Annotated in this window: 12 protein-coding genes; 7 read left to right on the plus strand and 5 right to left on the minus strand. The window is 70.7% G+C overall.

Translation table 11 applies throughout. The annotated features are described in order from the left end of the window. Positions 1-609: 609 nt before the first annotated feature. Both FKO37_RS25630 and FKO37_RS25635 read left to right on the plus strand, forming a co-directional pair. Complete coding sequence (locus tag FKO37_RS25630; RefSeq protein WP_238606042.1) at positions 610-1,263, plus strand: bifunctional 2-polyprenyl-6-hydroxyphenol methylase/3-demethylubiquinol 3-O-methyltransferase UbiG; 654 nt, start codon at positions 610-612, stop codon at positions 1,261-1,263. After that, positions 1,263-1,895 (plus strand): class I SAM-dependent methyltransferase, encoded by a 633-nt coding sequence (locus tag FKO37_RS25635; RefSeq protein ID WP_238606043.1) that lies wholly within the window; start codon positions 1,263-1,265, stop codon positions 1,893-1,895. The genes FKO37_RS25630 and FKO37_RS25635 overlap by 1 nt, the downstream gene beginning before the upstream one ends. Positions 1,896-1,899: 4 nt before the next feature. On the opposite strand, the gene FKO37_RS25640 is transcribed toward FKO37_RS25635, so the two are convergent. Then, positions 1,900-3,204: a M20/M25/M40 family metallo-hydrolase gene (locus FKO37_RS25640; RefSeq protein ID WP_238606044.1), complete on the minus strand. Its 1,305-nt coding sequence runs from the start codon at positions 3,202-3,204 to the stop codon at positions 1,900-1,902. Further along, positions 3,197-4,024 carry a M55 family metallopeptidase gene (locus FKO37_RS25645; protein WP_037805955.1) on the minus strand — a complete coding sequence of 276 codons (828 nt, stop codon included), beginning with the start codon at positions 4,022-4,024 and terminating at the stop codon, positions 3,197-3,199. Before FKO37_RS25645 ends, FKO37_RS25640 begins: the two co-directional genes overlap by 8 nt. Positions 4,025-4,212: 188 nt before the next feature. Between FKO37_RS25645 and FKO37_RS25650 the strand changes: the two genes are divergently transcribed. From FKO37_RS25650 to mptB, 5 genes are all read left to right on the plus strand, one after another. Beyond that, a complete protein-coding gene (locus tag FKO37_RS25650; RefSeq protein WP_238606045.1) occupies positions 4,213-5,997 on the plus strand; it encodes an ABC transporter substrate-binding protein in 1,785 nt (594 codons plus the stop codon). Between the two features lie 6 nt (positions 5,998-6,003). Continuing rightward, a complete protein-coding gene (locus FKO37_RS25655; RefSeq protein WP_037805958.1) occupies positions 6,004-7,032 on the plus strand; it encodes an ABC transporter permease in 1,029 nt (342 codons plus the stop codon). Then, positions 7,029-7,946, plus strand: coding sequence for an ABC transporter permease (locus FKO37_RS25660; protein WP_134732260.1), 918 nt, complete (start codon positions 7,029-7,031; stop codon positions 7,944-7,946). The genes FKO37_RS25655 and FKO37_RS25660 overlap by 4 nt, the downstream gene beginning before the upstream one ends. Further along, a complete protein-coding gene (gene nikE / locus FKO37_RS25665) occupies positions 7,943-9,595 on the plus strand; it encodes an ABC transporter ATP-binding protein (protein WP_238606046.1) in 1,653 nt (550 codons plus the stop codon). Before FKO37_RS25660 ends, nikE begins: the two co-directional genes overlap by 4 nt. 91 nt (positions 9,596-9,686) lie before the next feature. After that, on the plus strand, positions 9,687-11,249 hold the full coding sequence (gene mptB, locus FKO37_RS25670; RefSeq protein WP_134661487.1) for a polyprenol phosphomannose-dependent alpha 1,6 mannosyltransferase MptB: 1,563 nt from the start codon (positions 9,687-9,689) through the stop codon (positions 11,247-11,249). 43 nt (positions 11,250-11,292) lie between these two features. On the opposite strand, the gene FKO37_RS25675 is transcribed toward mptB, so the two are convergent. The 3 genes from FKO37_RS25675 to FKO37_RS25685 form a co-directional block, all read right to left on the minus strand. Next, on the minus strand, positions 11,293-12,102 hold the full coding sequence (locus tag FKO37_RS25675; RefSeq protein WP_238606047.1) for a hypothetical protein: 810 nt from the start codon (positions 12,100-12,102) through the stop codon (positions 11,293-11,295). A 103-nt stretch (positions 12,103-12,205) separates the two neighbouring features. Then, positions 12,206-12,811, minus strand: coding sequence for a short chain dehydrogenase (locus FKO37_RS25680; RefSeq protein WP_043838809.1), 606 nt, complete (start codon positions 12,809-12,811; stop codon positions 12,206-12,208). Then, on the minus strand, positions 12,808-13,677 hold the full coding sequence (locus tag FKO37_RS25685) for a helix-turn-helix transcriptional regulator (protein ID WP_238606048.1): 870 nt from the start codon (positions 13,675-13,677) through the stop codon (positions 12,808-12,810). The genes FKO37_RS25680 and FKO37_RS25685 overlap by 4 nt, the downstream gene beginning before the upstream one ends. Between the last annotated feature and the right edge of the window lie 55 nt (positions 13,678-13,732).

Here is a 13,732-nt window from a genome sequence, read left to right on the forward strand (position 1 = left end):
GGTGTGTGCCACGCACCGAACGCCGCATTGGGTGCGTCAGATGCACCCAATGCGGCATTGGGTGCATCTCGCGCGTAGCGAGTGCGGATGCGCGGAACTCTCCCCATCCGGCTGCCCCGGCAGGCGCAGGGGAGGTGCGTGAGGGTTCCCCTCACGGAATCAGATTCCGTGAGGGGAACCCTCACGCACCGCTCGCGTGCAGTCGGTGGGCGGGCTCGCTGACGCAGCCCTCGCTAGTGACAAAACCCCATTGGGCTCGTCGCATGCACCCAATGCCGCGTTGGGGCGGCAGGCGAGGCGCAGGCCCGAGGCGGCCAACGAGGCGGAGGCGCGGGGCGAGGCGGCTAACGAGGCAGGGCGGCTAACGAGGCGGAGCCTTGGCGCGGTCGGCGAGGCGGAGACTCGGCGCCGTCGGCGAGACTGCCGTCGGCGAGCCCGAGGTCTGTGAAGGCCTCCTTGAGAGAATCAGATTCCCTCAAGGACCCCTTCACAGCCAGCCGAGCGGCCGGACCGGCAACCACACGCAACATCCGGGCCAGGTGGAGAAGCCATCGGCACTCGGCCAGTCGAGCGCACCGGCGCCCAGGCCCGGCGGGTATAACAGAGTCCATGCCAGACGACGCCATCGATCCCGACGAGGAAGCCCGCCGCCGGGCCGGACTCGCCCTCGCCAACGGCGACCCCACCGGGTGGTTCGGGCCCCTCTACGCCGCGGCGGAAGCGGGCGAGGCCGTCCTGCCGTGGTACCGCGGCGAGCCCTCGCCGGAACTCGCCGCCTGGATCGCCGGGCGGCCCGGCAACGGGCGTCGCGCGCTCGTCGTCGGCTGCGGCATGGCCGACGACGCCGAACTCCTCGCCGCCGCCGGATACGAGACGTCCGCCTTCGACGTCTCGCCCAGCGCGATCAAAGCCGTGCTCAACCGCTTCCCCGACACCGTCGTCTCCTACCGCACCGCGGACCTGCTCACCCCGCCCGCGGAATTCCACTACGCCTTCGACCTGGTCGTGGAGATCATGACCGTCCAGTCGATGCCCAAGGACGTCCACGACCCGGCCATCGCCTCGGTGTCCGGGTTCGTCGCCCCGGGCGGAACGCTCGTCGTCGGAGCCGTCGCCGAGGAAAGCATCGACCTCTCCACCTGGTCCGGACCGCCGTGGCCGCTCAGCAAGGCCGAGGTCGAATCCTTCGCCCGCGACGGCGTCACCCTCGCCTCGCTGGAACGGGTCCGCGACAGCCGCTGGTGGGCGGAGTTCGCCCGCTGATGCCCGAGGACCGTCCCGCGACCAGCCACGAACGCGCGTCCGGGCGTCCGTGGGACGAGTCCTATCAGGACGGTCCGGCGCCGTGGGATCTCGGCCGCCCGCAACCGGCGATCGTCGAGCTCGCCGCGGAGGGCGCGTTCCGCGGCACGGTCCTCGACGCCGGCTGCGGAACCGGCGAGAACGCGCTGCACCTCGCCGCGACCGGACTGTCCATTGTGGGCATCGACGTCGCGGAAACCGCTGTCGCGCAAGCGAAAGAGAAGGCCCGCAGCAGGGGGATCGCCGTCGAGTTCGCGGTCGGCGACGCCTTCCGGCTGTCCACTGTGGACCAGACCTTCGACACCGTCCTCGACTGCGGCCTGTTCCACACCTTCGACGCCCAAGAACGCCAGAGCTACGTCGCCAGCCTCGCGTCCGTCACCGAACCGGGCGCGAGGCTGCACATCCTGTGCTTCCGCGAAACCGACGGGGACGCCGGACCGCACCCGGTCGCCCGCGCCGAACTCGAAGCTCCGTTCCAGCGCGAAACCGGCTGGCAGCTGGAAACCCTGCGCGACAGCCGGATCGTCGCCCGGTTCGCCCCGGACGGGCTTCCCGCCTGGCTGGCGACGATCCGGCGCGTCGACGCCTGACCGCTCAGCACGACTCCAGGAACCGCGTCAGCACCCGCGTCCCGAACCGCAGCCCGTCCACCGGCACCCGCTCGTCCACGCCGTGCGCCATCGCCCGGTACGGGAAGCCTTCCGGCAGCGCCAGGGGAGCGAAGCCGTAGCACGCCATCCCCAGCTGGCTGAACGCTTTCGCGTCCGTCCCGCCGCCCATGCAGTACGGCACCACGACCGCCTCCGGGTCCTCCGCCCGCAGCGCCTCGGCCATCGCGTCGAACCACGGCGAATCGACCGGAGCCTGCACCGGCGGCTGATGCGCCACGAATTCCCGCGTCACACCCTCGCCCAGCAGCGAATCCACCACCGCGAACAGGTCGTCCTCGGTCCCGGGCAGCACCCGGACGTCGACCTGCGCGGTCGCCGTCGACGGGATCACGTTCACCTTGTACCCCGCCTCGAGCATCGTCGGCGTGGTGCTGTTGCGCACCGTCGGCACCACCAGCGACCCGGCCGCCCCCAGCCGCGCCACGGTTTCGTCGACCGCGTCGCCCGACGACAGGTCCACCGGCACGCCCAGCGCCGCGCCGGTCCGCTCCAGGAACGCCCGCACCGTCGGCGTCAGCTGCACCGGCCAGCGGTGGTCCGCGATCCGCTGCAACGCCCCGACCAGCCGCACGACCGCGTTCTCCGCGTTCGGCCGCGACCCGTGCCCGGCCCGCCCGTTCGCGGTGAGCCGCAGGTGCGCGGTGCCGCGCTCGGCCGTCCCGACCGGGTACAGCCGCACCTTCCGGCCGTCCGCGGCGGGCACGTGATAGCTGTACCCGCCGGACTCGCTGATCGCCGCCGCGCAGCCCTCGAACAGGTCCGCGTGCTCCTTGACCAGCCAGTGCGCGCCGTAGTCGCCGCGGTCCTCCTCGTCGGCGACGAACGCCAGCACGAGATCCCGCCGCGGCGCCAGCCCGGACGCGACGGCGGACAGCACCATCGCGCAGAAATCCTTCATGTCGACCGCGCCCCGGCCCCACAGGAACCCGTCGCGCACCTCGCCGGAAAACGGCGGTACAGACCAATCGGCGGCGCGCGCGGGCACCACGTCCAGATGCCCCTGCACGAGCAGCGCGGGCAGCGTCGGATCGGTGCCCGGGATCCGCGCGATCACGTTCGACCGCTGCGGCTCGGGCTCCAGAATCCGGGACGGAACCCCGTGCCGGTCAAGGAATTCCGCGACGTACTCGGCGGCGAGCCGTTCGCCCGCCGCCTCCCCGCCGCCGTAGTTGGTGGTGTCGAACCGGATCAGGTCCGCGCACAGCGAAACCACGTCGACCTCAGCCATAAATGCCCTGCACCGCCCCTGCCGCGATGGCCGTGACCACCTTGAACGCCTTCATCGCCTCGGTCATGCTCGGCGCCTCGAACGCGACCCGGCGCGTCCCGGTCTGCTCCACGGTCGGGATGACCGCGGTCGCCTGCGCCAGATGGCTCGCGTCGAACTCGACCTCGATCCGGTGCCGCCCCGGCGTCCGCTCGGTCCGCCCGGCCAGCCCCATCGCCTCGCGCGCGCCGGTTTCCAGCAGCCGCGCGGTGCGCGCCGGCGGCAGGCAGATCGCCGCGTACCGGCTCACGCATTCCTTGACCTGCACCAGTTCCGCGTCCGGCGCGTAGTCGCGCGCGTCCTCGCAGGTCTGGTCGTCGCCGCTGACCAGCAGCACCGGCACGCCGTACTCGCCGGCCATCGCGGCGTTCAGCCTGCCCTCGCTCGCCGGGACGTCGTCCAGCCACACGCCGGTGATCTGGTTTTCCAGGTACGTGTGCGACAGGACGCCGTCGAACCCGGCCCCGGCGTGGTAGCCGAGGAACACCACACCGTCCACACCGGAATCGATGCCCTGCATCATCGACAGCGGCTTGTGCCGCCCGGTCAGCATCCGCGCGCGTTCGTCGAGGTCTTCCAGCAGCAGGTTGCGCTGCGACGAGTGCGCCTCGTTGACGAGCACGTCGGTCGCGCCCGCCGCGTACAGGCCGGCCAGCACCGCGTTGACGTCGCCGGTGAACATGCCCCGGAACCGCTGCCACTGCGGGCTCCCGGGCACGACGTCGTCGGTCCAGGTGACCCCCGTGGCGCCTTCCATGTCGGCCGAGATCAGGATCCGCATGCCGGGCACTCTAGTGATCCGCCCCGCGACCATAACGATCGGACACGCAGCGGCGCCGTCACATATTGCGCACTTCCCGCCGTATGTGGTTACTTTTCGTCTCTGGGGTCGGGGATTGACGATGGGGTGGTTCTCAAGTGCGAAATAAGCACGGGCGGCACGGGTTGCGCCGCGTTTTCGGTGTCGTGATGGCGGGAACGCTGGCGATTCTGCCGCTGGCAGGGACGGCGGCAGCACAGGCGGCACCACAGCAGGCCCAGCCGAAGGTGCTGCGGGTCGCGCTGACCACTGGTATCGACCACTTGAACCCGTTCACCGCCGGGCTCGCCGCGTCGACCCAGGTCGGCCGGTTCATCTACGAGTTCCTGACGATCCCGTCGCAGGACAAGGCCGAGGCCTCCCCGGCGCTCGCCGAATCGTGGACGACCTCGCCGGACAAGCTGACCTGGACGTTCAAGATCCGCAAGGGCGCCAAGTGGTCCGACGGGCAGCCGGTCACCGCGAAGGACGCCGCGTTCACCTTCAACCGGATGCTCACCGACTCCACCGCGCGCACCGCGAACGGCAACTACGTCGCGAGCTTCGAGTCGGTGAAGGCCCCGGACGACACCACGCTGGTGATCAAGACCAAGACCGTCCAGTCGTCGATGACGCTGCTCGACGTCCCGATCGTGCCCGAGCACGTGTGGTCGCAGATCAAGGACCTGAGCGACCCGAAGACCGACACGATCCCGGTCGTCGGCGTCGACGACGGGCCCTACCAGATCACCGAGTACAAGCAGAACGAATACGTCAAGTTCAAGGCCAACAAGAACTACTGGCGCGGCGCGCCGAAGGTCGACGAACTGCAGCTGCTGGTGTTCAAGGACGTCGAGGCCGCGGTGAACGCCCTCAAACAGGGCGAGGTCGACGTGATCAACCGGCTCACCCCGACCCAGTACGACGCGCTCAAGGGCCAGCCGAACATCGCGCTGAACAAGGCGCCCGGCCGCCGCTACAACGAGATCAACCTCAACCCCGGCGCCGAGAACTCCGAGAACAAGCCGATCGGCAACGGCAACCCGGTGCTCAAGGACATCCGGCTGCGCCAGGCGATCGCGCAGTCGATCGACATCAAGACCATCGTGGACAAGGTCGCGGGCGGCTACGCCCAGCCCGGCGGCGGCGTGGTCCCGCCGATCTACTCGGCCTACCACTGGGACCCGGCGCCGGGGGAGGCGCGCAAGTTCGACCTCGCCGCCGCCAACGCCGCGCTCGACGCGGCCGGCTACCCGAAGGGCCAGGACGGCATCCGCACCGCGCCCGGCGGCGCGCGCCTCGAACTGCGCCTCACCGGACACGCGAACCGCGCCCAGGATCAGCGCCTCGCGCAGTACATCACCGGCTGGCTGCACGACATCGGCATCTCGGTGAAGCAGGAACTCGTCTCCGACGACGAGCTCAACGACCGCACCAACGCGGGCAACTACGACCTCGCGATCTCCGGCTACGCGAACAACCCGGACCCGGACTACTCGCTGGCCCTGCACACCTGCGCCGCGCGGCCGAACGCCGAAGGCAAGGGCGGCACCACCGACACGTTCTTCTGCGACCCGCAGTACGACGCGCTCTACGCCAAGCAGCTCGCCGAAACCGACCCGGCCGTCCGCGCCGGCTACGTCAAGCAGGCCCAGGCGCGGCTCTACAGCCAGGCCGTGAACGTCGTCTACGACTACGACGACGCCCTCGAGGCCTACCGCTCCGACAAGTTCTCCTCCTTCGGCAAGCAGCCGCAGCCCGAGGGCTCGATCCTCGAGCAGACCGCCTACTGGGGCGTGTACGGCGCGGTCCCGGCCGACGCGTCGGCGGCCTCCTCGGACAGCGGCTCCGGCACGACGGTGTGGATCGTCGTCGGTGCCGTGGTGCTCGTCGTGCTCGTGGGCGGCGGCATCGCGCTGTCCCGCCGCGGCAAGTCCGCCGACGACCGGGAGTAGCAGACCGTGAGCCAAACCCTCGCGCCCGACCAGGCCGCGGTGCTCGCCGACCCCGACGAGCACCGCGGCGGGACCGGGACCCTCCGGTTCGTCCTGACCAAGATCGCCGAGGCGGTCGCCAGCGTCTTCCTGGTGATCGTCCTCGGGTTCTTCCTCTTCCGCCTGCTGCCCGGCGACCCGGTCGCGTTCATGGCCCGGGAACGCCCGACCGACCCCGGCCAGATCGCCGAACTGCGCGAACGCCTCGGCATCGACAAGCCGATCCTCGCGCAGTTCGGGAACTACTTCGCCGGCCTCTTCCAAGGCGACTTCGGCGAGTCCTACATCGAACGCCGTCCGGTGCTGGACATGATCGGCGAACGGCTGTGGCCGACCGTGCTGCTCGTCGGCAGCGCGACGATCCTGGCCGTCGCGCTCGGGCTGTGGCTCGGCATCCGCGCGGCGTGGAAGCGCGACAGCTTCTTCGACCGCGCGCAGACCGGGATCGCGCTGACGCTCTGGTCGGTCCCGCAGTTCTGGCTCGGCCTGCTGCTGCTCGTCGCCACCAACGGCCTGTTCCCCAGCCGCGGCATGCATTCGCCCGACGCCGGACCCGGCTTCTTCGCCCAGAGCCTCGACGTGCTGCACCACCTGATCCTGCCGTGCCTGACGCTGCTCGCGGTGTTCTACGCGCAGTACATGCTGGTGATGCGCTCGTCGCTGCTCGGCGAAATGAACGCCGACTACCTCACCACCGCCCGCGCGAAAGGCCTCCGCGACGACCTCGTCCGGCGGCGGCACGCGGTCCCGAACGCGCTGCTGCCCACCGTGACGCTGATCTTCATGCAGTTCGGCATGGTGGTCGCCGGAGCGGTCACCGTGGAAGCGGTGTTCAGCTGGCCCGGACTCGGCCAGCTTACCTACGACGCGCTGCACGGCCCGGACCTGCCGGTGCTGCAAGGGGTTTTCATCGTCCTCGCCAGCGCCGTCGTCCTGATGAACCTGTTCGCGGAGCTGCTCTACCGCGTGCTCGACCCGAGGGTGCGTGCCGCATGACCACCGCCTCGCCCGCCGCCGAAAGCGCCCGCGCGATCGCGTGGCGCCGCCGCCGCGCCGGAATCGCCCGCACCTGGCACGAGTTCGCCACCCAGAAAGCCGCGCTCACCGGGCTTTTCCTGCTCGCGCTCACCGTGCTGCTCGCCGTCGCGCTGCCGCTGATCAGCGACCCCAGCGGGCTCGACGTCACCCGCGTCACCGGAAAACCGCTCAGCCCGCCGGACGGCGAATTCTGGCTCGGCACCGACATCGACGGCCGCTCCGTGCTGCTGATGACGTTGTGGGGCACCAGGATCTCGCTGCTCGTCGGGTTCTGCGCGACCGTGCTCAGCGTGTTCATCGGCACCCTGATCGGCATCACCGCCGCGCACTTCGGCGGCTGGGTGTCGGCGGTCCTGCTGCGGTTCACCGACTTCTTCCTGGTGCTGCCGTCGCTGGTGCTGGCGATCGCGCTGTCGGCCGTGCTGCCGCGCGGGATCTGGACGATCGTGCTCGCCATCGGCGTCACCGCATGGCCGAGCACCGCGCGGCTGGTCCGCGCGCAGACGCTCACAATCGAAAGCCGCCCCTACATCGAACGCGCCCGCGCGCTCGGCGGCGGCCACCTGCACGTGATCGCCAAGCACGTGCTGCCCGGCGTCGCCCCGCTCGTGCTCGCCAACACCACGCTCGTGGTCGGCAACGCGGTCATCGCCGACGCCACCCTCTCGTTCCTCGGCGTCGGCGACCCCACCTCGATCTCCTGGGGCGCGATGCTCGAAACCGCCCTCAACAACGGCGCGGTCACCCGCGGCGCCTGGTGGAACCTGCTCCCGCCGGGCATCGCGATCGTGCTCGTCGTGCTGATGTTCACCCTCGTCGGCCGCGGGCTGGAAACCGTGCTGAACCCGCGGCTCAAAGGACGGCACTCGTGACCGCGCTGCTCGAACTGAAAAACCTCGGCGTCACCTACCGCACCGGCGGCGGCGACGTCCCCGCGGTCCGCGGCGTCGACCTGACCCTCGACGCGGGCGGCACGCTCGGCGTCGCGGGGGAGTCCGGCTCCGGCAAATCCACCGTCGCGATGAGCGTGCTCCGGCTCCTGCCGCGCAGCGCGAAGATCACCGGCGAGATCCTGCTCGACGGCGAGAACGTCAACGACATGCGCTGGGGACGGCTGCGCACGGTCCGCTGGGCCGAGGCGTCGGTCGTGTTCCAGGGCGCGATGCACGCGCTCAACCCGGTCCGCCGCGTCGGCGAGCAGATCGCCGAACCAATCCGGCTGCACGCGACCGAGGGCAAGACCCTCTCCGAAGCGCAGGTGCAGGCCCGTGTCACCGAACTGCTCGAACAGGTCGACCTGCCGCGCTCGCGGGCGGGCGCGTACCCGCACGAACTGTCCGGCGGCCAGAAACAGCGCGTGATGATCGCGATGGCGCTGGCCTGCGAACCGCGGCTGGTGATCGCCGACGAGCCGACCACCGCGCTCGACGTCATCGTGCAGGCCCAGGTGCTGTCCGTGCTGTCGAAACTGGTCGCCGAACGCGGCATCGGGCTGATCATGATCAGCCACGACCTGTCCGTGCTCGCCGCCACCTGCGAGCGCATCGCGGTGATGTACGACGGCGAACTCGTCGAGGAACGGCCCAGCGCCGAGCTGATGGCCTCGCCGCAGCACGACCACAGCAAAGCGCTCGCCGCGGCCTTCCCGACGGTCGGCGACCCGGTCTCGCGCTACGCCCCGGCCACCGTGACGCCGCTGCCGCCGGAACCGGAGGAACGCGCTGGCTCCGACGACGCGCCGCTGCTCGCCGCCGAGAACCTGCACGTGTCGTTCCGCGACCGCAAGGGCAAGCGGATCCACGCGGTCAACGGGGTGGACCTGGAGGTCCGCCGGGACGAGATCGTCGCGCTGGTCGGCCAGTCCGGCTCCGGCAAGACCACCCTCGCCCGCACCCTGCTCGGCCTGCAGAAACCCGACTCCGGCACGGTCCGCTACGCGGGCAAGCCGGTGCCCTCGTCCGGAGCCGGGCTGCGCGCGTACCGGCGGGAAGTCCAGCTCGTGCTCCAGGACCCGACCAGCGCGCTGAACCCGGCCCACACGGTCTACGAGGCGGTCGCCGAAGGCCCCCGCATCCACGGGCTGCCGAACGAACGCGACGTCGTGCTCAAAGCGCTCGAATCCGCCGAACTGCGCCCGCCGGGGAAATACCTCGACCGGCTCCCGCACGAACTGTCCGGCGGCCAGCGCCAGCGCGTCGTCATCGCCGGAGCCCTCGCGCTCGAACCGTCCCTGCTGCTCGCCGACGAACCGGTGGCCTCGCTCGACGCGTCCGTGCGCGGCGAGATCCTCGCGCTGCTGCTCCGGCTGCGCCGCCGGCTCGGCCTCTCCGCGCTGGTCATCACCCACGACCTCGGCCTGGCCTGGAACATCGCCGACCGGGTCGCGGTGATGTACCGCGGCGAACTCGTCGAGACGGGTACCGTCGAACAAGTCCTGCTCGAACCGCGGCACGAGTACACGAAGTCGCTGCTCGCGGCGCTCCCCGGGGGCACCGCGCAGCGGACCGCGGCCGAACGCTGACCGCGGCCCCGCCCCGGGCGCGCGCCGAACCGGCCGCGCCCGGAGCCCGTGCGGGCCCAGCCGACTGCACCCGGTAATCTTCTGGATCGAAATGGCCACTACTACCGACGACGCGCAGCCGAACGCCGGCACTCTCGACCGGCAGTTCCTGACGCCCGCGCGCTTCCCCTACCGGACCATCGCGATGGGCACGGTCGGAAGCGCCCTCCTCATGCTCGCCGCGCTCGGCGCCGGCGGCATCCTCATCCGCGACCCCGTCCTCGGCCACGGCCCGCTCTCGTGGGTCCGCTACGGCCACGGCCGGGCGCTCGCCAACGCGCTGCTCTACAGCGGCTTCGGCCTCGTCGTGTGGGCGTGGGTGCGGCTCGGCCGCTACGCGCTCGCCGGGCGCATCGGCAGCAAGCCGATCCTGATCGCCGCGCTGTGCTGGATGGCGCCGCTGATCGTGTCGCCGCCGCTGTTCACCCGCGACGTCTTCTCCTACCTCGGCCAGGGCGCGCAGCTGCTCTACGGGCTCGACCCGTACGCCAACGGCCCCGCCGAACTGCCGGTGCTGCCGAACGTCGTGCAGAACGTGCACCCGCTGTGGCAGACCACGCCCGCCCCGTACGGGCCGCTGTTCCTGCTGATCTCCAAGGGCATCGTCGCGATCACCCAGGACCACATGATCGCCGGCGTCATCCTCACCCGGGTCGTGCTGCTCGTCGGGCTCGGCATGACGCTGTGGGCGCTGCCCCGCCTGGTCAAGCACCTCGGCGGGAAGCTCCCGGTCGCGCTCTGGGTCGCGGTCGCCAGCCCGATGATGGTCATCCACCTCTTCGGCGGCCCGCACAACGACCTGATGATGCTCGGCTTCCTCACCATCGGCATGCTCGCCGCGCTCGAGCGCAAGCACGTCGTCGCGGTCGTGCTCGTCACCATCGGCATGCTGATCAAGCCGACCGCCGCCGTCGCGCTCCCGTTCATGGTCTGGATGTGGGCCGCGGACATGAAGGGCCCGTCGAAGACGAAGAACTTCTTCAAGGCCGGGGCCGCGTCCGTCGGGCTGTTCCTGCCGGTGTTCGTCGTCGGCACCTGGCTCTCGCTCGGCTCGCTCAACCTCGGCTGGTGGTCCGGCCTCAAGGCCCCGCAGCTCATCACCAACTGGCTGAACTTCCCCAGCGGCATCGGCGAGGCGGTCTACAACCTCGTCCACATCATCGCCAACGTCCAGCCCTCGCCGTTCGTCACCGTCGCCCGCGCCATCGCGATGGTCGGCCTCGTCGTGTTCGGCGTCCGCCAGTGGTGGCTCGCCCGCGGCGGCGGCAAGGAAGCCGTCTACCGCGCCGCGATCACGCTGCTGGCCGTCGCGATCCTCATGCCGCCGACCCTGCCCTGGTACCTCACCTGGGGCTTCGTGCTGATCTCCGCGTTCCCGTGGGAACGGCGGAACCTGTCGGCGATCGTGGCGATCTCGGTGTTCGTGACGCTCGTGTACTACCCGACCGGCGAGCAGGCGCTCTACGACTGGTGGTTCATCGCGATCGTCGTCGTGGTCAGCCTCTACGCCGCCGCGTCCCTGCTGCGCCCCGACCCGCTCGGCCTCGTCGCCGCCTGGCGGAAGAAGCCCAAGGACGAGGAATTCCTCCCGGAAACCCCCGCCAAATCCTCCTGAGCCGGTGGTCCCGGTCCCGCACCGGGACCACCGCACTCCAGGGCTACGCGCGGTTCGCGCGGTAGTTCCGGAACAGCAGGTACGTGTCGAGAATGTCCGCCGGATCGCTCTCGACCGAACGGTAGATGCCCCACTTCGGCCGCACGTAGTCGCCCTGGTCCGGCAGCTTCACCCCGGTCTTGCGCCCCTGCGCGGCGATCGGCGCGCCCGCACCGGCGCCGCTGCGGATCACGCACCCGGCCGCGCCCGCCTCGCCCGGCGTGAGCGTCCACTCGACCGTGATCCACTTCTCCCGCAACGGAGCCAGCTTCGCCGCCGCGATCGACGGCGAACCCGGATTCGCGTACGCGCGAGCGGAAATCATCTCCACGCCGCCGTCCCGGACCAGGTCGAGCGTCACCCACGGCCCGTCGTTCGTCGCCGGGGTCTTGGTCTGGAAGATGTGCGTGAACCGGCTCGTGCCGTGCAGGCTCGCCGGAATGAACATCTCGTAGGACAGCGTCCACGTCTCGCCGTCGCGCATCTTCAACGCGGAACCGTTCTGCACCATGCCCTTCGTCTCGGTCCGCTGCCGATCCCCGCCGCCCGTGGTGTCGCGGTCGTCGCGCCAGATGGTGAACCGGTAGTGATTCCCCTCCACCACCACGTACTTCCGGCCCGGATGCAGACCGCCCCGATCCGCTTCGACGCCCTCGAACGCCTTCAGCCCGTCCTTCACCGGATCGGGATGCCACAACGGACTCGCGGCAGCGGCGAAACGGGCCAGCGGCCCGGCCGAGAACGGGACAGCGAGGGCTGCCCCGGCGATCGTGCGCAGCGCCGCACGGCGCGGGAAACCACGGGAATCCGGCATCGCGGAGTGTCCTTTCCGAACAGGAACGAAAGGGGCACATCGGCCGGCGGCGCAGTACATCCGATGTCTGGTGAGTCAAAGGTAAGAGTCCTGCCGAAGGCGGTCAAGCGTAAGCCCGCACGACCGTCCCCGTGCGGTCTCCTTCGACGCAGTCCACGTAGTGCCGCACCAGTTCGTCCATCGGGACCGGGCGCATCCCCGGGAAATGCCCGCCGAACTCGTCCGCCGAATCGCCGACCATCGTGGGGCTGACTGCGTTGACCCGCATGCCGCGCGGCAGCTCGATCGCCGCCGACAGCACGAAACTGTGCAGCGCCCCGCTGATCACCCCGCCGCCGGTGACGTGCGGCCACGCCTCGTCGGCGAAAATCCCGGACGTCAGCGTGAACGACGCGCCGTCCGCCGCGCGATGCTGCCCCTGCAGGACCAGCTCGACCTGCCCGTAGAACTTGGCCCGCATGTTCTCGTGCAGCTCCGCCGACGTCAGCTTCGCGAACTCGTCCAACGCGCCGTGCGCGGCGATGCTCACGACCGCGTCCACCGCGCCGACCTCGCGGTACATCGCCGCGATCGTCTCCGGCTCGGCCAGGTCGACCCGCACCTCGCCCGACGTCCGCCCGGCCACCACGACGTCATGCCCGCGCGACCGCAGCTCCGGCACCAGCCGTTTTCCGATCGTCCCGGCCCCGCCGACCACAAGAATTCTCATCGCACCTTCTCCTTCGCCAAGGCTTCCGCACAGCTCCGCGCCAGCAACGCGAGCGCGTCGGCGTCCGCGGCGCCCGGCAGCGCGTAGAACAGGCCTAGCTGCTGATCGTCGTCCGGCAGCGTGACCGTCTCGTTCGCGAGCGTCAGACGTCCGACCACTGGATGGTCGAGTTCGCGCACGTAGTACGAGCAGGTCCGGACCGGCCGCTTCGCCCACATCCGCGCGAACTCCGGGCTCTCCACCGCCAGCCGCCCGACCAGCTGTTCCAGCACCGGATCGTCCCGATGCCGCGCGACCGCCTGGTGCAGCGCCGCGACGGTCACCGACGCCTTGTCCGCCCAATCCCGGTACAGCGCGCGATGATGCGGGTCGAGGAACAGCATCCGCGCGATGTTCGGGCGGATCCGCTCGTCCGGCGCGTCGAACGCGACGTGCCCGGCCAGCAGGGCGTGCCCGAGCCGGTTCCACGCCAGCACATCGGCCCGGTGATCGACCACCACAGCCGGCATCGCGGGCATCGCCGCGAGCAAATTCCGCACCGCGGGCCTGAGTTTCGTCCGTCGGGACCGCGGCCGAACCGCCCGCCGCGGCGTCGCGAGCGCCCGCAGATGCTCGTGCTCGGCCGGATCCATCCGCAAGGCCGCGGCCAGCGCGTCGATCACCGCGTCCGAGGCGCTGCTGCTGGCCCCTTGTTCGAGCCGCGTGTAGTAGCTGACGCTGACCCCGGCCAGCTCGGCCAGTTCCTCCCGGCGCAACCCGGGAACGGCGCGCCGCGTGCCGCCCGGCGCGATGCCCGCGGCCTCCGGCGTCAACCGCTCGCGACGGCTGCGCAGGAAACCGCCGAGTTCGTTGCTTCCGTTGCTCACCAGGCCATCCTGGCGCGCCGCCGAGCCCGCCGCCTGCCCCTGACCGGGATACCCC

The organism is Amycolatopsis sp. Poz14 (assembly GCF_006704225.1).
In the GTDB taxonomy this organism is placed as follows: Bacteria; Actinomycetota; Actinomycetes; order Mycobacteriales; family Pseudonocardiaceae; genus Amycolatopsis; species Amycolatopsis nivea.

Bases quoted from the DNA above. Each gene is read 5' to 3' on its own strand.
- FKO37_RS25630 (WP_238606042.1), top strand. From the start codon at position 610: ATGCCAGACGACGCCATCGATCCCGACGAGGAAGCCCGCCGCCGGGCC.
- FKO37_RS25635 (WP_238606043.1), top strand. From the start codon at position 1,263: ATGCCCGAGGACCGTCCCGCGACCAGCCACGAACGCGCGTCCGGGCGT.
- FKO37_RS25640 (WP_238606044.1), bottom strand. From the start codon at position 3,204: ATGGCTGAGGTCGACGTGGTTTCGCTGTGCGCGGACCTGATCCGGTTC.
- FKO37_RS25645 (WP_037805955.1), bottom strand. From the start codon at position 4,024: ATGCGGATCCTGATCTCGGCCGACATGGAAGGCGCCACGGGGGTCACC.
- FKO37_RS25650 (WP_238606045.1), top strand. From the start codon at position 4,213: ATGGCGGGAACGCTGGCGATTCTGCCGCTGGCAGGGACGGCGGCAGCA.
- FKO37_RS25660 (WP_134732260.1), top strand. From the start codon at position 7,029: ATGACCACCGCCTCGCCCGCCGCCGAAAGCGCCCGCGCGATCGCGTGG.
- mptB (WP_134661487.1), top strand. From the start codon at position 9,687: ATGGCCACTACTACCGACGACGCGCAGCCGAACGCCGGCACTCTCGAC.
- FKO37_RS25675 (WP_238606047.1), bottom strand. From the start codon at position 12,102: ATGCCGGATTCCCGTGGTTTCCCGCGCCGTGCGGCGCTGCGCACGATC.
- FKO37_RS25680 (WP_043838809.1), bottom strand. From the start codon at position 12,811: ATGAGAATTCTTGTGGTCGGCGGGGCCGGGACGATCGGAAAACGGCTG.